A 22262-nucleotide genomic window follows, 5' to 3' on the forward strand; every position below is an offset into this window, starting at 1 on the left:
TCGCATTTTACCGGCCGTCCTCGGTGAACAGCAGCGTCCGGGCCACGACCTGCCGGGCGACCTCCGCCAGGGTCAGGTTGTGGGTGTAGGCGTAGCCGCGCAGCCGGATCAGCGCCACCTCGGTGCTGGAGCGCAGCTGGGTTTGCACCATGCCGGCGGCCTGGTGCACTTCCACGTGCGGGTCGGCCAGCCAGCTGAGATCGTCGACGCCGTGGCCGTCCAGGTCGGCCACCACTCCTTCGGTGGCCAGGTCGCCCAGGATCAGCGCGTCGGTCAGCTCCGCCCGCGTGAGCGGGCCGGGTGTGTCGCGGTAGAGGTCCAGCGACCCCAGCTGCACCACCCCGATCTGCAGCGGGAACGAGAACACCGCGGCGGCGCCCAGCTCACACGCGGCCGGGCCGAATCCGGGCCACCGCGCGGTCGCCGCCGCCAAGTCGCTCACCAGCACCGGCCCGCCGGAGGCGAACGCGTCGAGACACGGCCCTTCGCCGACCGTGAGCTGCAGATCCTCCAGCCCCGCGCTGACCTCGTTCGTGGCATGCACGAGGCCGCGGCTCGTCTGCCCGTCGCCGTCCGCGCCGCCCAGACGGCTCAAGACCGTCGCGCCCGCACCGGAGACCCCCAGTTCCACCACGCATCGTTCGCAGGCCAGGCTCACTGTGGAGCGAGCACTCCCGGAGCGGTCGGCGGCCAGCAGTGCCCGCAGCCGCTGAAGCCGGTTCTCGGCCAATGAGCCCTCCGTGGTCACCTGGGCGTGACCACCCACAGTACTGGTGACGGGCGGGGCGGGGCGGACGGCGCGGCCGCGGCGAGGACAACCGCTCGACCGTGGGACACGGGTTTGCGATCACGTCGACGGGGCATACTCGACTTGCATCCCCCAGACCCAGGGCTGGCCATCATCGGCACCTGCGTCTCGAGGAAGTGACTCATGGCTGCGGCGAAGCAGATCGTCAGGACACCGGCTGCCCGGGCCTTCGTCGAACGGGCCCGGCTGCTCGTCCACCTGCCGGGCGTCGCTTCCGCGCCGGCCGCCGGAACGGGGACGAGCCGGTGACCGCCGGAACGCGCAACCGAGCAGACGAGCCGGCCGTGCACCTGCGCTCGATCCCGGAATGGCTGTCGGAGGCGGACGTGGCCGGGCGGATGGTGACCTTGGCCTATCGGGTCGCGCACAGCACCGGCCGGTCACGACGGGAGTGCAAGCGCCTGTGGGACGGCCTCGTTCCCGCCTTCGCCGAGGCGGCGCGCGCAGGTTCGGCGAAGGCCGGGCCGGGCTGGGCGGACCCGGGCCGCCGAGCGCGGTCACAGCTGTTGACCGCACTGCGCGCGGAGCTGGCGCCCCGAGTCGAGCGGGGGGTCTTGTCCGCCGCGCTGCAGGACGCGGTTCTGCTCGACGAGCTGGCGTTGCTGCCGCCGCGGCAGCGCTTCGCACTGTGGGCGGCAGCGGTGTCGCACCAGGACATCGCCGACATCTCCGCCGCGACCGGCTGGACCCCCGGCCAGGTCTCGAGGCTGCTGCAGGCCGCACTGCGCACCGTCGCCATCCACGCGCGGATCTGAGGACCGCGGACCGGTTTGGACCTTCCGTGGCAGGGGAATTCCCTGATCACCGCAAGCAGACCGCCCCGGACCTCGGCGACGCAGGAGCATCCGGGAGGGATCTGTATGTCCGTGCCCACCGAACCGGCTGCTGTCGAAGTCAGACGGCAGGGAGATCAGTACTACCGCGAGCTCGCCCGGGAGGTCCGGCTGGCGGGCCTGCTGCGAAGGCGGTACGGCTACTACGCCGTCAAGATCGGGCTCACCCTGCTCGCGTTCGCCGGGGGCTGTGCCGCGTTCGCCGTGATCGGTGATTCCTGGTGGCAGCTCGCGGTCGCGGCGTTCTTCGCGGTGATGTCGGCGCAGCTGGCCTTCCTCGGCCACGACGCCGGGCACCGGCAGGTATTCCGGCGCCGCGTGGCCAACGACCGGCTCGGCCGCGTGCTCGCCGGGCTCGTCGGCATCAGCTACGGCTGGTGGATGGGCAAGCACACGCTGCACCACGCGCAGCCCAATCACGAGGGCGCCGACCCCGACCTCGACATCCCGTTGCTCGCCTTCACCAGCGGCCAGTCCCGGGACCGGCGCGGCCTGGTCCACTGGACCGCCAAACACCAGGCCGCGTTGTTCTTTCCACTGCTGCTGCTGGAAGGGCTGAGCCTGCACTGGGCCAGCATCCAGGCCGTGTGGCACGGGGAAATCGAGCACCGGCGCAGCGAGGCCCTGCTCCAGCTCGCGCACATCACGATCTACCTGACGGCGGTGTTCACCGTCCTCTCGCCGCCGGTGGCGGTCGCGTTCATCGCCGTCCACCAGGGACTCTGGGGTGTCTACATGGGATGCTCCTTCGCGCCCGGCCACAAGGGCATGCCGACCTACCACGGCCGGGCGATCCCGGGCTTCCTGCACCGGCAAGTGCTCAGCAGCCGCAACGTCCGCGGCGGCCCCTGGGTCGATTTCGCGCTCGGCGGCCTGAACTACCAGATCGAGCACCACTTGTTCCCCGGCATGCCCCGGGCCAACCTCCGCCGCGCCCAGCCGCTCGTGCGGGACTTCTGCACCGCCCACGGGATCGATTACGCCCAATGTGGACTGTTGCGGTCTTACCGGTACGTCCTGGCACACCTGCACGACGTCAGCGCGCCCTTGCGAGTGTCCTGAGCAGACCCGCAAGGGCGCGTCGCGGTCAGGGGTGCAACACGACCTTCGTCCAGCCGTCTTCGCGCTTGTCGAAGTGCTCGTAGCCTTCCGCGGCTTGGTCCAGGTTCATGCTGTGGGACACCAGGAACATGGACTGGCCCTTGAAGAAGAAGGCGCCGTAGTCGAACGCGAGCTTGCCCTGCTTGGCCAGCTCGACTCCGTGCCAGCCGGTCGGGAAGATGTCGGACAGTTGTAGGGACCCATGCTCGCGTAACCGTATGCGGCGCCGGCGCTGCCGGGGTTCGCGCGCAGGCAGAAGCCGGTCAGTCCCTTGGAGCAATTGCCGCAAGTACCGCAGGCGATGGTGAACGGCAGCGAAACGCGGTCGCCGACCTTGATCCGGTCCACGGCGTCCCCGACCGACTCGACGACCCCCATGTTCTCGTGACCGAGGACCTTGCCTTCTTCGACGTCGGTGCGGCCTTCGGATCCTCGATCCGCGCGTCCGCCACCTCCTCGACGGCGACATCGTACGGTCCTCGGTACACGAGTGCCTTCATCAGCTGCCTCTTCCGATGGGGGGTCGACGCCTTCGGATGCCCGTTCGGACTGCCGGGAAACCCGCCCGGGCTTTCACCATCCCGGTTCGCCTCGGCCATCGCGGCGGCCCGCGGCTCCGAGGCCGCGGGCGGCTGCGGCCCAGAGCGCCCGAGCCGCCCGGTACCACCGTCGACGCGCTGCCCGGGTAGTGCGTCCGTCGCCGGCCAGGAGCCCGGCGGCCCAGCGGTCGGCCCACCCCGACAGTTCGGCCGGCCGGCTTGCTGCCGACGGCCGGGGAGCTGCTCGCGCCGAGTGCCGCGGGACGTCGTGCCCGGTGCCCCGGCTGTGGGGCGGCGCTGCCCGCCGGTCTGCCGGCGGCCGGACCGGTGTGGCGGAGGACCGTGCCGTGGGCGGCCGTTCGGTCTCGTCCTCGGGGAGGGCCGGCTTGGCGCGCACCGTCGTCATGGCGGGCCTCCGTGCGAGAGCGGGCCACTGGGGTCTGCACCGGCAGGCCCGCCACCAGGCGCCGGCCATCCCGATTCGGGCGGGCGCGTCCGCAACGGTCCGGCCGTGAAGCCGGGACCAGTCCGGACAGTCATGCCACCGGCCGTCGTGGTCACGGCGTCTTCCCGTGGGCCTGGACGGAGACCGGCTCCCATTCGCGCCAGAGGGCCAGCCGGGATTCGTAGTCCTTGGTGGCCACGGCGAGCGGCCCGTCGCCGAAGAAGATCCGCAGCGGGGGTTCCGGGGAGTCGACGAGCCGCAGGACCGCCGCGCGGGTGGCTTCGGGATCACCGGGGGAGGACTGCCGGGCAGGCGCGGACTTCTGCTTCTCTCGGAACGCGTCGTAGGCGGGCAGTGCGTCCGCGCGCCGGGCGGAAGGCCCGGCCCAGTCGGTGGAGTAACCGGCCGGCTCGATCAGGGTTACCTTGACGCCGAAGTCCGCGACCTCCTGCGCCAGCGACTGGCTGAGGCCCTCCAGCGCCCACTTGGACGCGTGGTAGGCGCCGACGTTCGGGAACGCGCTGATGCCGCCGATCGACGAGACCTGCAGGATGTGCCCCGACCCCTGCTCCCGAAGGAACGGCAGGGCGGCCTGGGTGACCCAGAGCGCGCCGAAGACGTTGGTCTCCAGCTGGTCGCGCAGGTCCGCTTCGCTCAGCTCCTCGACCATGCCGAACTGGCCGTAGCCGGCGTTGTTGACGACGATGTCGAGACGGCCGAAGCGGCCATGGGCGGTTTCGACGGCGGCGAACGCGGCGTCGCGGTCGGTGACGTCCAGCCGCAGCGTGAGGAGCCGGTCGCCGTACTTCGCGGCGAGGTCGTCGAGTGCCGAGATGTCGCGCGCCGTGGCCGCGACCGAGTCGCCCCGGTCGAGCGCGGCGATCGTCCACTCGCGACCGAAGCCCTTCGAAGCACCGGTGATGAACCAGGTTTTCGTGCTCATGTCGTCCTCTCGTGGCGGTTCAGGAAGGTCAGGACAGGCGCCTCGCGTTCCCGAGGACAGTCCACAGTGTCCTGTGCGGGTCCGGTCACGCCGCGCGGGCCGACTGCAGGCTGGGGAAGCTGACCAGGGAATGGAAGGCGCCGGTGATCAGGAGCGAGCGCCGGGCCGCGCCGGCCGGCCCGGCCACGATTCGGACACTGGTGCGCCGCGCCTGCGCGTCCTCGGTGAAGAGGTCGAGCGCGTGGATGGCTGTCGCCGCCAGGAAGGTGACCTTGGTCAGGTCCAGCACCAGCACGCGGGGACACGCGGTTTCCAGCGAGGCGGCCAGCCGCAGCATCAGGTCGCGGACCGTGTATGCGTCGATGTCCCCCACGATCGACCAGATGTCCGTCGTCGGGGCTGCTCCGATCGGAGCGCGGAATTCGCACCGGATGCTCTGAGGTGGAAAGGGAAACTGCTGCACGGGATACCGGATCCGGTGAACCCTGGTGGCCACGATCGCCTCCTGGCCTCGACCTCGTTCGGCCGTCACTGGGTGACAACGTCGGTGACCAGCGCACAGGCGAACGAGAGTGGGACGTCGAAGGCGCGGAGTCCAGGCACATGCCGACGGCTTACCCGATCCACTGTAACGCCGGGTCGGCCAGGAGACCACCGCCGATGATCCCGGACACCGTCGACTGTGGAGTGGAGCGGCTTTCTGGGGGGTAGCCGGTGTGTTCAGCACCTTGGAGGTTTGATGCGGTTACCCCGCCCCCGTGGGCCCTGGAGTTCCGTGGTCTGCGCCCGGCTTTCCGCCGAGCCGGACGACGTGGCGGCCGGTCCGATCCCGGACGGCGCCGGTCTCGCCGTGCTCCACGACGAAGATCTGCAGCTGGCTCTGTGGGTTTGCTACGAGCTGAGCTACCGCGGCTTCGACGATGTCGACGCGCGGTGGGAGGACGCGCCGTTCGTCACGGGAGTGCGGCGGCAGCTGGAACGCCGTTGGCTGGCCGGTCTTCGCGAGCTCGTGCCCGCGATGCCGGTGCGACCCGAAGCGGTACCGCGGGCGCTGGCGGGCCTGGTGCGCGCGGACGACGGCCCGCCGCTGGCGAAGTTCGTGCAGCGGCGGGCTTCCAGGACGCAGTTCCGTGAGTTCGTGGCGCAGCGGTCGGTGTATCACTTGAAGGAGGCGGATCCGCACAGCTGGGCCATTCCGCGGCTGTCCGGGCCGGCGAAGGCCGCGTTGCTCGAGATCCAGGCGGATGAGTACGGGCAGGGCCGCGTCGAGCGGATGCATTCGGAGCTGTTCCGGGCCACCATGCGCTCGCTGGGGCTGGACGATGGGTACGGGCACTACGTCGAGTGCGTTCCGGCCGTGACGCTGGCGGTGAGCAACTTGATGTCATTGTTCGGATTCCATCGTCGCTGGCTCGGTGCCACCCTGGGGCACCTGGCCGCGTTCGAGATGACGTCGTCGTTGCCGAATCGCCGTTACGGCAATGGATTACGCAGGCTCGGGGGCGACACGACGGCCACGCGGTTCTACGACGAGCACGTGGAAGCCGACGTCGTGCACGAGCAGATCGCCGCGCACGACCTGTGCGGCGGATTCGCCCAGGAGAACCCGGCCGCCGCGGCCGACGTGCTGTTCGGCGCGGCCTGCGGTCTGACGGTAGAGGCCGAGTTCGGCCGGACGGTGCTGAGGAACTGGGCGCAGGGCCACTCGTCCCTGCGGCCGGGCACTGCGGGCCTGTCCGACCGCGAAGACCTGATCGGGGCCTAACGCGACGGCCCCGCGGCCATCTTTCAGTAAGACTCCGTACGGGTGGGGAGATCAGGCCCGCCACCACTTCGGGCGGCCGTCCACCCGGCTCCCCGGCCTCTCCGGTACGTGTCGGCACGAAGTCTCCTGCTGCTCAGCCGTAGTCCACCCGCCCAGCGGAATTCGGGTGCGGGCCCGGAGTCGCGGATCTCGATGAACTTCTTGAACCGGTCGAGGTCGCCCTGGACCCGGTGGTCGAGGATGCCGAGCTTGTCGGCGACGTTCTCCACGAAGCCGTCGGGGTCGATGTCGGTGATCGTCGCGTCGAACTGGGTCCACTGGTTGTAGACGGTGCTCACATCGGCTTCGACATCGACGGACTTGATGATCGTGCTCATGCCGCGGCACAAACCGATGCCGGTGGAGTGAACGCGGTCCGGCCGGGTATCCGGGCCGGGTGAACGAAAACCCGGAGACGGCCGTGACCATCACCCCGTACGAAGACGGGCCGTTGCTGGTCCGCGGCGAGTTCGAAATCCGAGCACCGGACGGCGAGGTCATCGATCCCGGCCGGAGCACGGTCGCGTTGTGCCGATGCGGTCTTTCGGCGGTCAAGCCGTTCTGCGACGGCACCCACAAGGTCAGCGGGTTCCGCGCACCCGGCGGCGGCCGTCGCTGACCCGCGTTCCGGCCGCCGCTCGCGAGTTCCCTGTTTCAGGCTCGGTCGAGACGTGGGTAGAGCACCTCGCGGACGAGAAGGAGCATGGCGGCGGCGATCGGGATGGCGACGAGGGCGCCGACGACGCCGAGCAAGGCCCCGCCGAGCACCACGGCGACCACGGTGACCAGCGCCGGGACCTTGACCGCGTTGCCGATGATCTTCGGGACCAGCACGTAGTCCTCGACCAGCCGGTAGACGACGAAGAACACGATCGTCGCCAGGCAGGCGGGCAGGCGGGCAGGGAGACGGTGAGCGCGACCAGGCAGGCGAGCACGCCGCCGATGACCGAGCCGATCACGGGGATCAGGTCGAGGATGGCGACGGTGATGGCGAGCAGGGCGGCGTAGGGCACGCCGAAGACCAGCAGCCAGACCAGGGTGAGCACCCCCGCTATCACGGAGATGGCGAGGTTGCCCAGCACGTAGCCGCCGACCTTGGTGAAGATCTGGTCGCCGATGAGGATCGCCCGCGGCCGGCGCGAGTGCGGGATCAGCCGGTAGCCGCCGGCCCGGATGCGGGGGAGTCCGGCGACGAAGTACACGGTCAGCACCACGAGGATCAGCACGTTGGTGATCGCGCTGAACACGGCCTGCCCGGCGCCCAGCAGGCCGCCGGCCGATCCGCTGACCAGGCCCTCGAGTTGCTGCTGCAGGTGGAAACGCTCGTTGAGTTTTCCGAGGACGGTGCCGTGGTCCTGCGCGTCGTGCAGGTAGCCGGGTGCCTTGGCGGCGAACTGGGTGGCCTGCTCGACCAGGACCGGGATGGCGGCGGTCAGGAACCCGCCGACGGCGAGCATTCCGACGACGAACACCGTGGTCACGGCGAGCCAGCGGGGCAAGCGGTGGCGGACCAGCCACGCGACGGCCGGCTCGAGGCCGATGGCGAGGAACAGCGCGAGGCCGATGAGGATCAGCACGTCCTGGAGGCCGGCCACGACCCGGACGAGCCCGTAGGTGACCGCGACGCCCGCCGCGGCGGTCAGGCCGATGAGGAAGGGCGACCGCCGGTCGAGCGGTTTTCCCTTGGTGCCCATGGGTTGTTCGGGAGTCCTGAGCTCGGCTGCCGCGGCTTCGGCGGCGGCGAAGGTCCCGTCTTCGGCGGGGATTTCCTCGGGGGTGGGCATGGGGTCGAGCGCCTCCTGAACGTATCCGGCACGGGAACACGACCGTTCGCGCGTGGTTCTGTGGCTGTGGGCTCAGCGGGCGCCCTGGGGGAAAGGCCGGCCGGCGCAGGAGTTAACCATCGCGCCGGGCTCACCGGACGTCGGAACGCGCTGTGGTCGGCGCGGGACCCGAACCGGCGGTCACGGCAGCAGTACTTCGAACGCCCGGCGCGCCGGCAGGAGCAGCCCGCCGAGGCCCGCGGCGAGGTCGAGCTCGTCGGCCGGGGTCGAGTACACGAGTTTCTCCAGTTCGGACAAGGTGTCGTGACCCCGTTCGCCCAGTTCGCGGAAGAGGTCCGGCCGGCTGTTCTGGTCGGTCCAGGCGCGAACCAGGTCGGCGATCACCTCGACGAGGTCGGCCAGCAGCTCGCGTGCTCGTGGCGTCGGATACCGGAACGGCGCCGTGCTCGCGGCGGCGACAGCCAGCGTCTCCGCGAGCGCGCGGATGTGCGGCCAGGCCGCGCGGAGCGCGACCAGGCAGCTCCACCATCCCTGCGACGAGCTCCGGGCGTTCGAGCCACGCCGGCGCAGATTCATCCGCTGGCTCTCCCAGCCCTGTTCGGTGATCTCTTCGGCGGCCCGCACCAGCGCGGCGGTCTCCCCGGCGCGCCTGCTCCATCCTTCGGCGTCCTCGGCGAGGTGGGCTCGCCGCAGCCCGGCGTTCATGTCGTTCAGCAGTGCGGTCAGCTGGTCGGCCAGTGCCGTGGTCGCCTGCGCGGGTCCACGCAGATACAGCGGGGGCATCACGACGGCGTTGACCGTGAACCCGACCACGGCGCCGAGCAGGGTCTCGACCAGCCGGTCCGCGAGCAGCGCGTCCTGGCCCGCGGTGCCGTAGGTGACCAGCAGCAGTGCGGTCACGCTGATCCACACCCCGCTGGGGCCGAATCCGTGCCATCGCCCGATCAGGAGGCCGACCAGCACCACGACCGCGATGGTGAGCAGTTCGACGGTGATGAGCTGGTCGGCGACCGTGGCCAGGAGCACCCCGAGGGTCACCGCGCCGGCCTGCTGCAGCGCGGATCGCGCGGATCGGTAGACGGTGGTTTCGATCACGAACACCGCCGTGTAGGGCGCGAGAAACGGTTGTGACAGGTGCAGCCAGGGTGAGGCCACCGCCCAAGCCGCCACCGCGGCGATCGCCGCCTTTCCCGCCTGTGCCAGCACACTGCGTTCCGGTCCGGAGGTGCGCACGGCCCGGAGCACCCAGCGAACCGGTGACAGCAGGGCTTTCCGCAAGGCCGGCCCGGTCATGTACCGGGACCCCCCGGCGCCCCGGGCGTCAACCCGGGACGAAGCGGAATGGGTACTGGCATCGAATTGGCGGCAGGTCAGTCAATCACACCCTTGACCTTTCACTTTATTTCTTCGGCCTTGTTCCGGACCTTGTCGATCATCTCCGTGACCTCTTCTCAACGGAACGGATTATTATCGGATCCCGGGGCGCGGAAGATCAGAACCAGTGGGCCCGTCCGGCGACCTTGCGCCCGCTGCGGCCCAGCAGGACGAGCACCGCGCCCAGCACGAGAAGGACGATTCCGATCGTCCACAAAATGGAGATCTTGGCGATGAAGCCGACGACCAGGAGAATGATGCCGAGGACAATCACAGAGAAACACTCTTTCTTGAGGCGGACGGCCCGGTGCGAGTGCCCGGGCCGGCCCACAGTGGGTGGGGAGAATCGTTCTGCCGGACTACCCGCATCGGCCGGCGCCCAAACCAAGCCGAATCCACACCGGCGACGGATCTGCCCAGGCATCTCGCCCGGAGCCGCGGCACACTGGAAGCATCAGGGGAGCGGGTCGAAGCTCAAGCCCGATCACCGCCGACGTGACAGCCGCCACCCCGACCTTGACCGGCACCACGGTCAACCTGCCCGACGGTGCGGCCCCGGTCTTGAACGGCGCGTTCAAGACCGATGCGGTGAAGGCGGCATCACCATCGGGATCGTGGTCGCCTTGCCGGGTCACAAGAAGCAAACGCCCACCGGCGGCTCAACACCGGCGGCGGCACTGCTGGGATTGTGGCCTGCCGGCGGTGTGGCTGGGGTGCTGCTTGCGGCGGCGGCGGCGCTGCTGGGATGTGGCCCGCCGGCGGTGTGGCCGGGGTGCTGCTTGCGGCGGCAGTGCAGCCGGGATGCGGCGCGCCGGTCCGTCCGCCGGCGGTGTGGCCGCGGCGCTGCTCGCGGCGGCGGCAGGACTTGACGTGATCGGGCAGCGCAGGGCAGATCGCACCACCACCGACACCGGCAGCCGCCGAGTTCGGCGTGAGAACTCCCGGTTCCGCGGCCGGGTTCACCGCCGCCCCGCGGAACCGTCCACTTTGGCCTGATCGGGTGTCGCAAGCCAGAGTCCGCCAGCAGAAAGCCATCCGGGCGACCCCCTGACGGCGACCATGGTCGTCGCAGTCCTCGCCCTGGCTGCGGGGCATCCGTGATCGGTTACCTGCTCAGCGACCGGCCGAGCGCGCCGGAACCGGCGCTGGCCGTACCCGTCACCAGCCGCCACCCACCAGCCCAGGCCCCGCCGCCGCGACGCCGACCGGCCTGCCCGCCGGGGTCCTTCTCGAGCCCGGCACGACCGGAAGCCGCTCCGGGGGCCGACGCCATCCGACGAGTAAAGCCCCGTCCCTCCGAGGAGGAACAGGGCTTCTGACCTGCAAATACTGCTGGTGCGCAATACTGGTATCGAACCAGTGACCTCTCCCGGCAGGGAAGTGGGACACATCCGCAGCCGCCTCGGGTGTATCTGGTCGTCAGGTTGGCGGCAGCCGGTTGGTGGGTGACAGCCGAGTGCGCAGTGGTGGCGTCGAGTGTGGTCCCGGCTGAGCCGTGGTCCGACGGGTCAGGGCTCGGTCACCGGGCTGTTCTGATAAGCGGCCAGCCGCCAGCCGTCGTCACGGCGGACGACGACCCACGTGGCGCGGATGGCCCGCTCGGCCGGCACCTCGGTCTCGCCCGGCGCCAGCACACCGCCCTTCGTGATGACCAGCGCGCAGTCCGGCGTGAGGAACCGCAGGTCGATCGGCGCACCGGTGACCCGGGTGTGCGCGAGCGTGCCGGCGAAGGCTGCCGTCATGTAGGTCCGGATTTCGTCCTGTCCCTTCCGGTACACCCCGGGAAGGATCATCGTTCCGTCGGGGGTGAACGTCCTGGCGAACGCATCGCCGTCCTGCTCGGCCCACGCCGCGACGATCTGCCCGGGGACAGCGCTGACGGCAGCCTGGTCACTCTCGAGGTTGGTAGTCATATGGTCGAAGTCTCAACTTCCTGGTCGACTGAGCTGGGCTCTGCGGACGGGAATCGACGTCCGCGCGGACTGGCCGATGCGGCCCGAAGGTGATCTCCGGCAGTCGCCGGACGAGCCGAAGAGGACGCCCGCAACCGACCTTGCCAGCCGCGGCTCAGCCGCCGCATCTCTGCGATTGCCTTGTTCTCCGCAAGGGGTCTGAACTGCGAAGACCTGATCCACGAGGCGGCACCGCGGTCGGCAGGCCCGTCGCCCGATCGGAGTAACCCGACGGCCGCTTCCGCGGTGGGTTTTCGGGCGGCAGCCACCTGAAACGCTCTACACTGGCACGCGGTGTCCGGTTGGGAAGGTCGGCTTCGACGTCCCCGTTGACAGCCCGGCACGCAGGTGCCGACGCGACCGGCAGAGGAGAAGACGTGAAGTACATGATCCTGGTCAACGGATCACAGCAGGACTTCGACACCGACCTGCCAGCGGAGGAGATGAAGGCGATCGGCGCGGCGCTCGATGAGTTCAACGACAACCTGCGCGAATCCGGTGAGTTCCTCGACGCCCAGGGTCTTGCCGCACCGGCCGAAGCCCGCAGGATCAAGATCAAAGAAGGCATTCCGGTCGTCACCGACGGTCCCTACGGCGAAACACAGGAAGTGGTCATCGGCTACTGGCTGGTGGAATGCGAGAGCTACGACCGGGCAACCGAGATCGCCGCCCAGCTGGCCCGCTGCCCCGGACCGGAGTCCGTCATCGACGTCCGCTCGATCATGGAGTAGAGAACAGAATTTCCATGCGGGAAACAACCGAGGTCGAGGGCTTGGTGCGCCGGCTGGCGCCCCAGGTCCTCGGCGCGGTGGTACGGCGCTACGGACACGTCGACCTCGCCGAAGACGCCACACAGGAAGCGCTGCTCGCAGCGGCCACCCAGTGGCCCGCCGACGGCACACCCGAAAACCCGCTCGGCTGGCTGATCACCGTCGCCGCCCGCAAGCTCACCGACCTGCTCCGGCGCGAGCAAGCCCGACGGCACCGTGAAGAAGCCAGCTTTGCGTGGACACTGCCCGACCAATGGCTGGCCCCCGCCGCGGACCGGGCACCCGAAGACTCCGACGACACTCTGATCCTGCTGTTCCTCTGCTGCCACCCCTCGCTCTCACCCGCCTCACAGATCGCGCTGACCCTGCGCGCCGTCGGCGGGCTGACCACCACCGAGATCGCCCGCGCGTTCCTCGTGCCCGAAGCGACGATGACCCGCCGTATCACCCGGGCCAAACAACGCATCACCGCCAGCAAACTCCCGTTCGGCATGCCCTCCGGTGCCGAACGAACGGCACGCCTCAGCGCCGTCCTCCACGTGCTCTATCTGATCTTCAACGAGGGCTACGCCCCGACCTCCGGACCGAATCCCTATCGCCGCGACCTCTCCGTCGAAGCCATCCGCCTCACCCGCATCGTCCACCAGCTGATACCCGAGGACGGCGAAGTCACCGGGCTACTGGCGCTGATGCTCCTGATCGACGCCCGTAGCGCCGCCCGGATCGGCCCGGACGGCGCACTCGTCCCGATGGCCGAACAGGATCGCTCCAAGTGGGACGCCGGCGCCATCGCCGACGGGACAGCACTCATCACCCAAGCGCTACCACACGGCCCGACCGGCCCGTACCAGCTGCAAGCCGCCATCGCAGCGGTCCACGACGAAGCACCCGCCGCCGAACAGACCGACTGGCCCCAGATCACCGCCCTCTACGAACTGCTGATGCGCACCACCGACAACCCGATCATCGCGCTCAACCACGCCGTCGCGGTCGCCATGACCCACGGCGCGCCTCAGGGCCTCGCACTGCTCGCGGAACTCGAGACCGAGGAACGGCTCATCTCCGACCACCGCCTGCACGCAGTACGAGCACACCTCCTGGAAGCCGCCGGCGAACGAGAGGGCGCGCGCGAGTCCTACCTCACCGCCGCCGAGCTGACCGGCAACGCCCTTCAACAAGACTACCTCCGGACGAACGCCACCCGGCTGGACTCGACCAGCCAGTGTCCTGCGTCGGAAACCCTGTGACCCGAAAGCGGGTCTTGCGTAGAGGATCGATCCCGGTGGTCGAGCCCGGCAACCGGGCGACGGCTGGCTGGGCCCGCCGGCGGCGATGGTCCCGGCTGATGACCGGAGAACGTTCAGCTCACGGCTTCGGCGGCGAGCCGGGTGCCCTCCACCCGCGCCGCGATCTTCGCGAAAGCGAGGTCACGCGAGGTCGAGAGGTCGTCGGCGAAAGGCGAGAACCCACAGTCGTCGCAGGTACCCAGGCGCGCCGGTGAGATGAACTCCGCCGCCTCGAGGACCCGGTCGCGTACCTCCTCCGCCGTCTCCACCCGGGGGTCGATCGGATCGATGACCCCGATGAAGATCCGCTGCTCCGGCCGCGCGTGCTGCTGGACCGTCTTGAGGACCTTCCGCGGATCCGTCTCACTGGCCATCTGCAGGTAGAAGTTGCCTGCCCGCAGCTCGAACAGCATCGGGATCAGCTCGCCGTAGCCGACATCGAGGCTGTGTGGAGAATCCTGATCCCCGCCGGGGCAGCTGTGCACCCCGATCTTCGCCGCCTCGTCATCGGAGAACCGCTCCAGAACGCTGTTGTTGAGGTCGATGAACGAGCGCAGCAGCCCGCCGCTCGGATCCATTTTCAGCGCGAGCCGGGCCTCGGTGAAATCAATCTGCACACAGGCGGCGCCGGCCTCCAGGCTTCGCCGGATGTCGGCCTCGGCCTCGTCCACCAGGTCCGCGAGGAATTCTGCTTGCGAATACCCGTCCAGCCCATTTTCCGGGTAGATCAGGCTCAGCGCGGAAGCTGCGATGACCGCCTGCTTGACCGGCTTTGTCGCATGAATCCGCGCTTTTCTCAGATACTCGTCCGCGTGAACCTGGTAGCTGAACGGGCCCGCCGTCAGGCGTGGAAGCCTGCGGGTGTGCCCGTCGGCGAAGGGGATCACGATGCCGTCGGGTGCCAGCGCCGCACCGGACAGTGGATAGGTGAGAAAACTGGGCTTTCCCTGCTCGCCGTCGGTGATCACCGGAGAGCCGGTCTCCTCGAACCGGCGGATGGTGTCGATCAGGGCCTTGTCCTCGAGGTCGGCGAGTTCCTCGGGGCTGATTTTTCCCGCGGTGAGGTCTGCCATCCCCTTCTGCAGAAAGGCGGGACGGGGAATGCTTCCGATAGGCTCCGTGGGTATGTTCATAGAACCTCACTCCCGAATCGAATCATTTCGCAGCTTTCTCCAGTTCTTTCGTGGTCTTCAGCAGTTCCCGGCGGCGTCGTCCGATGTACCAGGCGGCGCCGGCGCACAGCACCGCGAGGGCGGCGACCGCCACGAGGACGTCGGTGGCCGAAGACACCAGGCCGGCCAGCAGGAGCGGACCGCACAGGCCGCCCAGGCGGTTGAACAGCGAAACTGTTCCGGTGGCCCGGCCGCGACCGCCCGGATCTGAGAGGTCCGCGGCGATGGGCAGAAAGACGGCGGCCATGATGTTGACCGAGAACAAGGCGGCGACCAGCGCGCCGGCGGCAGCCCAGCTGATGGTGGCCACTGCTCCGGATGCCGTCAAGACCAGCAACAGCACGGCCGTGACGCCGGCCAGTCCGGCGCCCACGAACGTCGGTCCGAATCTGCGGTAGGTCACCATGAGCAGCAGCGCGCAGGGCACCATCACCACGGCAGCAACGGTGAGCAGCAGATTGGCAGTGGCCACCGGCACACCACCGAGGCGGGCGAGGCTCGGAACCCAGGTCGTGAGACCGAAGGTCAGCACCCCGATCAGCACCGCGTAAGTGCGCTGCAGGCCGCTGGTGAACGTCTGCTCCGGCAATGGCGGGCGGGTCCGCTGAACAGTCTCCTTTGTCCGCGGGACGGCCGAATTCGGGACCCAGGGCGACAACAGTGCCAGCAGCACTCCGGTGGGGGCCCCGATCAGCCACAACACGCGCCAGCCGAAGGTCGGCTCCAGCCACAGCGCCGAACCCGAGGCCGCCAGGTAGCCGAGGGCGGTCGCCGTTATCGACAACGCGACCACGATCGAGCCCTTCGACCTGCCCCCGACAACATCGGTGAGCAAGGTGATCAGCAACGGTGCGAGCCCACCCACCGCGAGACCCATCAACGCGCACATCACCAGGTTCGCGGCGAAGTTCGGCATCGAGCCACACATGGCGGTCGCGGTAAAGCCAAGGGTGGCGATCAGGTACGCACTCCGGCGTCCGATTCTGTCCGTGAGGAAACCGATCAGGATCGCGCCGGCTGCTGTGCCGGCAAGTCCTGCCACAGCGAGGAAAGAGGCGGTACCCGCGCTGAGGCCGTACTCCGCTCGCATACCGGGAATGACGAAACCCAGAGTGGAGGTCTTGCTGATGTCGACGGTCAACGCCGCGGTGCCGATCACGGCGATCACGACGCGCCCACGCCTGCCGGTCCTCGTTTCGGGCAACGGCATCCGCTTCGCGCCGCTGCGCAGCACCGCACCGAGCGCGACGAACACCAGGCCGGCCGCCGCGAGGAACATCTCCGGCATGTGAGACAACGGCATACCGTGCAAAGGATCAGTCACCGACGATGATCGGGCCGGCATGACCAGGCCTGCCATCGAGGAGTCCATGGTGAACGCATTGACGAAACCCGCCACCGACGCGATCAGCACGATCGAGGCACCGATCATGATGAGCAGGGTGGGGTAAAACCGTTTCGTCGTAGCCGTCTCGGACACACTGAACTCCCCATGCGTCGGTCGTATGCCTGGCGGTATCGGTTGGGCGACGCCCGCGGCCGCGCGCCGGCGGCTTTCAGCTGATGGCCCGGTCGAAGTGGAAGAACCGGTGCGGGTCGTAGCGTTGCCTGACCGCGACCAGCGCCGGGTAGTTCTCCGCGTAGTAGGCGTTCTGCCAGTCGGGGAGCGCGGGGTCGATGAAGTTCTGGTAGCTCTCGCCGAGTGAGTGCGGGTCCAGGGCGGCGAAGCCGCCGGCCAGCCACTGCTCGCAGGCCGCGGTGTCCTCGGCGGTGTAGTCCGGGTTTGTCAGCGAGATCGAGTAGCCGCACAGCATCCGGGCGTTCCGGTGGACGTAGGCAGTCGAGCGCCGGTCCGGGACGCCGGCCTGGCCGCCGAGGGTCTCGAAGTACAGCATCCGCAATTGGCCCGCGCGCGGACCGGCTTCGTACGCACCGAGCAGATCGTCCACCGCGGGCGCCGGACCGCTGAACATCCGGTTGCGGGTCTGGTAGAAGTTCTCCCTCGGCAGCCGCGCTCCGGGTGAGTAGCCGACCCGATGGCACTGTTCGCTGGTCAGCTGTGTGCAGCCGTACCACTCCATCATCGCGTCGTAGGGCGTCTTCTCGGCTGCCTCGCGTGTGGCGGGCGCGACCCCGGCCTGCGCGACGAGGGTGTCGAGCAGCCGATCGAGTGCGGCGGGCGAGCCGAACCAGGCGCCGTACGCGACCACTTGCGGAGGAACTGTCGCGGCATCGGGGGTGTACACCGCCAGCGAGGCGCCGAGCTCCCACGGCGCGCCGATCGCCCACGGCTGCCACGACTCGACGACCTGCTTCGCCGCGTCGATCGGCCAGGCGAGACTGTAGTTGACCATCGAGGGAACCCGCACGGGCTCGAGCTCGTAGCTCGTGACCACTCCGTAGTTCCCGCCGCCATTGCCGCGCAGGGCCCAGAACAGGTCGGCGTTCTCCTGACCGGACGCGCGCACCACCCGGCCGTCGGCCAGCACGACCTCGGCGCTGAGCATGCGGTCGGCCCCGAGGCCGGCCTTGCGGGCCAGCATCCCGATTCCGCCGCCCTGCAGGAAGCCTCCGACCCCGACTGTCGCGCACTGCCCGCCGGCGAGCAGGAGCCCGTGCGGGGACAGTGCCGTGAGCGCGTCGATCTGCTGGGTACCCGAGCCGACGGTGACGGTGGCGCCGTTGACCTGGATCTTGTTCATCCGCGAGACGTCGAGGATCATCCCGTCGGTGGTCGAGTAGCCGCCGAAGCTGTGCCCGCCGCTGCGCGGAACCGCGTGCAGCGCGTTGTCCCCGGCGAAGCGCACGGCCGTCGCCACGTCGGCGGCCGATTCGCAGAACGCGACCGCCTGCGGCCGGATCGCGTCGAACTGCGCGCTCATGACCTGGTGGGCCTGCTCGTAGGCCGCGTCATCGGGCAGGACGACGTCGCCCGTGAGGTGGCGGCGCAAGGTCGCCCAGTCGACAGCACCGCGGCGGCCGGATGGCACCGCGCCGCTCGCGAAGGCGGTGATCGGTGCGGCCGCGAGCAGCGCGGCCGCACCGGTACCGGCGCCCAGCCTCAGGAAGTCCCGACGGTTCGCCATGGTTGAACCTCGTCTCGTCCTCGTTGCGGCCATCTGGCTGGGATCCTCGTGCGTCCCGCGCGGGTCTCGCATCCTCGGATGTGCCCTCCTTCCGCGCGCGGAAGCAACTCTCGCCGGGACGAGGCCGTGGCCGGCCACGCTCAGTACCGGCTGGTCGATCCGCAGCCGAGAACGCCGTATGCGCCCACCAAGGAAGATCCATTGTGGACATACACGGCGTTCATCCGGGAGCGGTCATCCGGCGGTGGCCGGAACCGGTGCCTCCACCAGAACCACGGGCAGCGCGTTGTGGCCGTTCATGATGAACGTGCCCTGCGAGTCGAGTTCCTCCGGCTTGACGGCCAGCCGCATGCCGGGGAACCGTTCGAACAGCGCGGGCAGGGCGATCCTGGCCTCGAGCCGGGCCAGCGGCGCGCCGAAGCAGTAGTGCGTGCCGTGCCCGAAGCTCAGGTGTTCCTTGTTGCTCCGGGTGATGTCCCAGACCCCGGCGGAGTCACCGTGGATGTCGGGGTCCCGCCCGATGGCGCCGTACCCCATCAGGATCGGGTCGCCCTTCGGCACGGTCACCCCGTCGAGGTGGAGGTCCTCGACCGCGAAGCGCAAGGGCAGCATGTTGAGCGGGGACTCGAGGCGCAGGGTCTCCTCGATGACGTCGTCCCACGACGCGCGGCCGTCCTCCACCATGGCGCGCTGCCCGGGGTGGGTGAGCAGCTTGAGCACGGCGTGCGTGACGAGGTTCATCACCGTCTCCGAACCCGCCCCCAGCGCGACGAACAGGGTGCCGATCAGCTCGTTGTCGGTCAGCCGGTCGTCGCCGTCGGCGTTGACCAGTTCACTGGTCAGGTCGTCGATGGGGTGGGCCCGCTTGGCCGCGATGAGCTTGCCGAACTGCTCCTGCCAATCCCTGATGTTGGCCTCCGCCTCCTCCGGGGTGAGCGACGAATCCGGCGTCTTCTCACCACCGCGCAGCACTGCCGCGCGATCTTGTTCGGGCACCCCGAAAAGATCGCAGATGACGGTCGCGGGCAACTGGTAGGAGAAATTGCGTTTCAGGTCCACCATCTCGCCGGGTGTCGTTTCGGCGAGATGGTCGAGCAGTTGCCGCACGGTGCGTTCGATATACGGCTGCATGGCGCGCACGCGCTTCGGCGTGAATGCCTTGACGACCGGGCGGCGCAGCCGCTGGTGCTCTTCGCCGTAGGCCGTCGTCATGTTCTCCATCGTGGGCCAGCTGGCCAGTGGCCAGTCCGGGCCGATCTCCCCGCTGATCCAGGCGGGCCAGTGGGCCCGCGGATTCTTCGAAACCTTGGGGCTGGCGAGCAATTCCACTGCCAGATCGTGCCCGACCACGACCCATCCCCTGACGTCCCCGGGAAGTTCGACCATGGCGATGCCGGATCCCTGCTCCTGCAGTGCCTTTGCCTCGCTGTGCACGTCCTGACCGGTCACATCGAGTTTGTACGGGCAACGGCCGTCCATGCAGACCTCCTGCGATGAAGAAGTTTGTCAGTTCGCCCCGACGCTAGGGAACTCCTGCGCGGTTCTGCATCTTCCACATTGCGCGCCCGGAGAGTGCACCCGAATGCGCGGGAACATTGTTTTCCGGGAATTTCTTCGGCCGTGCCTTCCGGACCGCACCTCTGGAGATGCGGTCCCGGAAACGCCGGTGGGAGGGTCTACGGGCGGTCACCGAGCCCCGTGCGACAAGGAGCAGGCATGAAGCCCTTCCGAATCGAGATCCCGCAAGCGGACCTGGACGATCTCAATCGGCGGATCGCCGGCGCCCGGTGGCCGGAGCACCTCCCGGACACCGGCTGGGACCGCGGGGTGCCCACCGCGTACCTCAAGGAGCTGGCCGAGTACTGGCGCACGTCCTACGACTGGCGTGCCGCCGAGGCGGAGCTGAACCGGTACCCGCAGTTCACGACCGAACTCGACGGTGCGAACGTGCACTTCCTGCATGTGCGGTCGCCGGAGCCGACGGCGAAGGCCCTGCTGATCACGCACGGCTGGCCGGGCTCGGTGGCGGAGTTCACCAAGGTGATCGGCCCGCTGACCGACCCGCGTGCCCACGGCGCCGACCCGGCCGATGCCTTCCACCTCGTCATCCCGTCCATCCCCGGGTACGGCTTCTCCGGGCCGACCCCGCAGACCGGCTGGGACCTGATGCGGGTGGCGCAGGCGTGGGCCGAGCTGATGAGCCGGCTCGGTTACGAGCACTACATCACCCAGGGCGGCGACTTCGGCGCCCCGATCTCGATCCTCACCGGGCTGGTCGACCCCGGGCACGTCGCGGGCGTGCACCTCAACATGCTCGCCACCACACCCAGCGAGGACCCCGCGGACCTGGAGAACCTCACCGAGGTCGAGCAGGCCCGCCTGGCGCACGCGGAGCGGTTCAACACCGAGCTGTCGGGCACGATGAAGCTGCATTCGACGCGACCGCACACGGTTTCCTACGCCCTGACCGACTCACCGGTCGGGCAGCTGGCCTACATCGTCGAGAAGTTCAAGGACTGGACCGACTCCGACCGGGTGCCCGAGGATGCGGTCGACCGTGACCAGCTGCTGACCATCGTCACGATCTACTGGCTGACCGCGACCGCGGGATCGTCGAACCAGACGTACTACGAGTCCGCCGCGCAGCTGCCGATCAACCTGCCGGTCGGCCGGTACCCGGCGATCGAGCCGCCGATGGGGGTCGCGGTGTTCCCGCACGCCGCTTTCGTGGCCATCCGCCGGTACGCCGAGCGGGACTTCCCGACGATCGTGCACTGGTCGGAGTACGACCGTGGCGGGCACTACGCCGCCATGGAGGAGCCGGACCTGTTCGTCGAGGACGTCCGTGCCTTCGGCCGGCTGGTGAAGAACGACTGAACGCCGCAGGCCACGTCCGGCCGACGAGCCCGGACGAGTGAGTTCCCCGCATCGGCACAGGGAGAAGAGCCCATGTCCCAAGCCCGGATCGGAAATCGTGTCGTGGTGCTCGGCGGTAGCCTGGGCGGGATCCTCGCGGCACGGGTGCTGTCGGAGTTCTACGCGGAAGTGCTGGTGGTCGACCGGGACAAGGTCCTCGGCATCAGTGAGCCCCGCCGTGGCACGCCGCACACCATCCACGCACACGCCCTGCACGCCCGTGGGCACCTGATCCTGGAAGAGCTGTTCCCCGGCCTGACCGACGGCCTGGTCGAAGCCGGGATCCCCACCTGCGACCTGGCCGAGATGCACTGGTACCTCAACGCCCGCCGGATCCGGGCCGCGCACACCGGCCTGCTGTCGGTGATGGCGCCGCGGCCGATACTGGAGGCGCACGTCCGGGCACGGGTCGCGGCCCTGCCCAACGTCACCTTCCTCGAGCGGCACGACATCCTCGGCGTGGTGGCCACTTCCGGCCGCGACCGCATCGTCGGCGTGCGCGTCTCGCCCGGCGGCGGTGACGGCGCGTCCGAGCGGTTCCTGGAGGCCGACCTGGTGGTGGACTCGACCGGCCGGGGCTCGCGGACCCCGGTCTGGCTCGAGGAACTGGGCTATCGGCGGCCGGTGGAGGAAACCGTCAAGGTCGGGCTGGCCTACACGACCCGGCACTACAAGCCGTACCCGGGAATGCTCGAAGGCATCCCGTCGATCAACCAGATCGCGGGCCCGGCCCACCCGCGCGGCGCGTTCTTCGGCAAGATCGGGCCGGACCTGATCAACCTGTCGCTGACCGGCATCCTCGGCGACCACCCGCCGACCGAGCCGGAGGCGTTCCTGGAGTTCGTCCGGAGCCTGCCGGTGCCGCAGATCTACGAGACGGTGCTCGACGCCGAACCGGTCAACGACCCGGTCAGCTTCCGGTTCCCGGCGAGCGTGCGGCGGCACTACGAGAAACTGACCCGGTTCCCGGACCGCTACCTGGTCATGGGGGACGCCGTGTGCAGCTTCAACCCCGTGTACGGCCAGGGGATGAGCGTGGCCGCGATGGAGGCGATCGCGCTGCGCGACCGGCTGCGGCTCGGTTCCCGGCCTGCGGCGGGCGATTTCTTCACCGAGGTCTCGCGCATCATCGACACGCCGTGGGAGATCTCCGTCAGCGGGGACCTCGACTTCCCCGGTGTGCAGGCGCCCCGGCCGCCGAAAGTACGCATCGGCAACGCTTACCTGGCGCGGCTGCAGTATGCGGCGACCAAGGACGCGACGGTCACCGAGGGCTTCCTGCGCGTGGCCGGCCTGCTCGACCCGCCCCAGGCGCTGATGCGTCCGGGGATGGTGCTGCGTGTGCTGCGGCACGCGATCCGCACGCCTGCTCCCGGCGAGGCCCGGCCGGCGAGCCGGCGCGTGCCCGGCCTCGGCCCCGGCTCCAGTCCCCGTTCCTGACCCCCTGCC

21 protein-coding genes and 2 pseudogenes are annotated in these 22262 nt (G+C 69.4%); 9 read left to right on the forward strand and 14 right to left on the reverse strand.

Features of this window, described 5'->3' with window-relative positions; translation table 11 throughout:
* Positions 1-7: 7 nt before the first annotated feature.
* Complete coding sequence (locus BMY97_RS34525; RefSeq protein ID WP_245787648.1) at positions 8-748, reverse strand: GAF and ANTAR domain-containing protein; 741 nt, start codon at positions 746-748, stop codon at positions 8-10.
* Between the two features lie 183 nt (positions 749-931).
* Here BMY97_RS34525 and BMY97_RS49220 point away from each other — a divergent pair, with 183 nt between their 5' ends.
* The 3 genes from BMY97_RS49220 to BMY97_RS34535 all read left to right on the forward strand — a co-directional run bounded on the left by BMY97_RS49220 (position 932) and on the right by BMY97_RS34535 (position 2703).
* A complete protein-coding gene (locus BMY97_RS49220; protein WP_281246949.1) occupies positions 932-1057 on the forward strand; it encodes a hypothetical protein in 126 nt (41 codons plus the stop codon).
* Positions 1054-1563, forward strand: a complete 510-nt coding sequence (locus BMY97_RS34530; protein ID WP_091625504.1) for a sigma factor-like helix-turn-helix DNA-binding protein — start codon at positions 1054-1056, stop codon at positions 1561-1563. Before BMY97_RS49220 ends, BMY97_RS34530 begins: the two co-directional genes overlap by 4 nt.
* A gap of 105 nt (positions 1564-1668) precedes the next feature.
* Positions 1669-2703 (forward strand): fatty acid desaturase family protein, encoded by a 1035-nt coding sequence (locus tag BMY97_RS34535; RefSeq protein ID WP_091625506.1) that lies wholly within the window; start codon positions 1669-1671, stop codon positions 2701-2703.
* A 105-nt stretch (positions 2704-2808) separates the two neighbouring features.
* Here BMY97_RS34535 and BMY97_RS49685 read toward each other — a convergent pair whose 3' ends face one another.
* From BMY97_RS49685 to BMY97_RS34550, 3 genes are all read right to left on the reverse strand, one after another.
* Positions 2809-3120: an alcohol dehydrogenase catalytic domain-containing protein gene (locus BMY97_RS49685; RefSeq protein ID WP_425425369.1), complete on the reverse strand. Its 312-nt coding sequence runs from the start codon at positions 3118-3120 to the stop codon at positions 2809-2811.
* Positions 3121-3838: 718 nt separating this feature from the next.
* On the reverse strand, positions 3839-4669 hold the full coding sequence (locus BMY97_RS34545) for an SDR family oxidoreductase (protein ID WP_091625509.1): 831 nt from the start codon (positions 4667-4669) through the stop codon (positions 3839-3841).
* A gap of 85 nt (positions 4670-4754) precedes the next feature.
* Positions 4755-5042 carry an STAS domain-containing protein gene (locus BMY97_RS34550; RefSeq protein WP_091625512.1) on the reverse strand — a complete coding sequence of 96 codons (288 nt, stop codon included), beginning with the start codon at positions 5040-5042 and terminating at the stop codon, positions 4755-4757.
* A gap of 366 nt (positions 5043-5408) precedes the next feature.
* Here BMY97_RS34550 and BMY97_RS34555 point away from each other — a divergent pair, with 366 nt between their 5' ends.
* Positions 5409-6434: an iron-containing redox enzyme family protein gene (locus BMY97_RS34555; protein ID WP_091625515.1), complete on the forward strand. Its 1026-nt coding sequence runs from the start codon at positions 5409-5411 to the stop codon at positions 6432-6434.
* Positions 6435-6610: 176 nt separating this feature from the next.
* Here the strand turns inward: BMY97_RS34555 and BMY97_RS34560 are convergent.
* Positions 6611-6811 (reverse strand): annotated as a pseudogene (locus tag BMY97_RS34560) (SRPBCC family protein); the annotation flags it as partial.
* Between the two features lie 59 nt (positions 6812-6870).
* Here BMY97_RS34560 and BMY97_RS34565 point away from each other — a divergent pair.
* Positions 6871-7092 (forward strand): CDGSH iron-sulfur domain-containing protein, encoded by a 222-nt coding sequence (locus BMY97_RS34565; protein WP_091625517.1) that lies wholly within the window; start codon positions 6871-6873, stop codon positions 7090-7092.
* 35 nt (positions 7093-7127) lie between these two features.
* On the opposite strand, the gene BMY97_RS49225 is transcribed toward BMY97_RS34565, so the two are convergent.
* The 5 genes and pseudogenes from BMY97_RS49225 to BMY97_RS34585 form a co-directional block, all read right to left on the reverse strand.
* A complete protein-coding gene (locus BMY97_RS49225) occupies positions 7128-7343 on the reverse strand; it encodes an AI-2E family transporter (RefSeq protein ID WP_342744071.1) in 216 nt (71 codons plus the stop codon).
* 95 nt (positions 7344-7438) lie between these two features.
* Positions 7439-8257, reverse strand: a pseudogene (locus BMY97_RS34570) (AI-2E family transporter); the annotation flags it as partial.
* A 180-nt stretch (positions 8258-8437) separates the two neighbouring features.
* On the reverse strand, positions 8438-9550 hold the full coding sequence (locus tag BMY97_RS34575; protein WP_091625520.1) for an FUSC family protein: 1113 nt from the start codon (positions 9548-9550) through the stop codon (positions 8438-8440).
* 199 nt (positions 9551-9749) lie between these two features.
* The gene (locus BMY97_RS47355; protein ID WP_091625904.1) at positions 9750-9905 is read right to left on the reverse strand and encodes a DUF6131 family protein; all 156 of its coding nucleotides are present in this window, start codon (positions 9903-9905) and stop codon (positions 9750-9752) included.
* Between the two features lie 1234 nt (positions 9906-11139).
* The gene (locus tag BMY97_RS34585; RefSeq protein WP_091625522.1) at positions 11140-11544 is read right to left on the reverse strand and encodes an SgcJ/EcaC family oxidoreductase; all 405 of its coding nucleotides are present in this window, start codon (positions 11542-11544) and stop codon (positions 11140-11142) included.
* 425 nt (positions 11545-11969) lie between these two features.
* On the opposite strand from BMY97_RS34585, the gene BMY97_RS34590 reads away from it, so the two are divergent.
* Together BMY97_RS34590 and BMY97_RS34595 are read left to right on the forward strand one after the other, a co-directional pair.
* The gene (locus BMY97_RS34590) at positions 11970-12314 is read left to right on the forward strand and encodes a YciI family protein (protein WP_245787665.1); all 345 of its coding nucleotides are present in this window, start codon (positions 11970-11972) and stop codon (positions 12312-12314) included.
* Positions 12315-12328: 14 nt separating this feature from the next.
* Complete coding sequence (locus BMY97_RS34595; protein ID WP_091625528.1) at positions 12329-13600, forward strand: RNA polymerase sigma factor; 1272 nt, start codon at positions 12329-12331, stop codon at positions 13598-13600.
* A gap of 113 nt (positions 13601-13713) precedes the next feature.
* Here BMY97_RS34595 and BMY97_RS34600 read toward each other — a convergent pair whose 3' ends face one another.
* The 4 genes from BMY97_RS34600 to BMY97_RS34615 form a co-directional block, all read right to left on the reverse strand.
* A complete protein-coding gene (locus BMY97_RS34600) occupies positions 13714-14772 on the reverse strand; it encodes a cobalamin-independent methionine synthase II family protein (protein ID WP_091625530.1) in 1059 nt (352 codons plus the stop codon).
* Between the two features lie 22 nt (positions 14773-14794).
* Positions 14795-16291 (reverse strand): MFS transporter, encoded by a 1497-nt coding sequence (locus BMY97_RS34605; RefSeq protein ID WP_245787649.1) that lies wholly within the window; start codon positions 16289-16291, stop codon positions 14795-14797.
* Positions 16292-16367: 76 nt separating this feature from the next.
* Complete coding sequence (locus BMY97_RS34610; RefSeq protein ID WP_218156941.1) at positions 16368-17897, reverse strand: FAD-binding oxidoreductase; 1530 nt, start codon at positions 17895-17897, stop codon at positions 16368-16370.
* Between the two features lie 234 nt (positions 17898-18131).
* Positions 18132-19376 (reverse strand): cytochrome P450 family protein, encoded by a 1245-nt coding sequence (locus tag BMY97_RS34615; protein WP_091625533.1) that lies wholly within the window; start codon positions 19374-19376, stop codon positions 18132-18134.
* A gap of 237 nt (positions 19377-19613) precedes the next feature.
* On the opposite strand from BMY97_RS34615, the gene BMY97_RS34620 reads away from it, so the two are divergent.
* Positions 19614-20774, forward strand: a complete 1161-nt coding sequence (locus BMY97_RS34620) for an epoxide hydrolase family protein (protein ID WP_091625536.1) — start codon at positions 19614-19616, stop codon at positions 20772-20774.
* 72 nt (positions 20775-20846) lie between these two features.
* Positions 20847-22253, forward strand: a complete 1407-nt coding sequence (locus BMY97_RS34625) for an FAD-dependent oxidoreductase (protein ID WP_091625539.1) — start codon at positions 20847-20849, stop codon at positions 22251-22253.
* Positions 22254-22262 lie beyond the last annotated feature (9 nt).

Origin of the sequence: Amycolatopsis saalfeldensis (assembly GCF_900110575.1) — a bacterium.
GTDB classification, from domain to species: Bacteria; Actinomycetota; Actinomycetes; order Mycobacteriales; family Pseudonocardiaceae; genus Amycolatopsis; species Amycolatopsis saalfeldensis.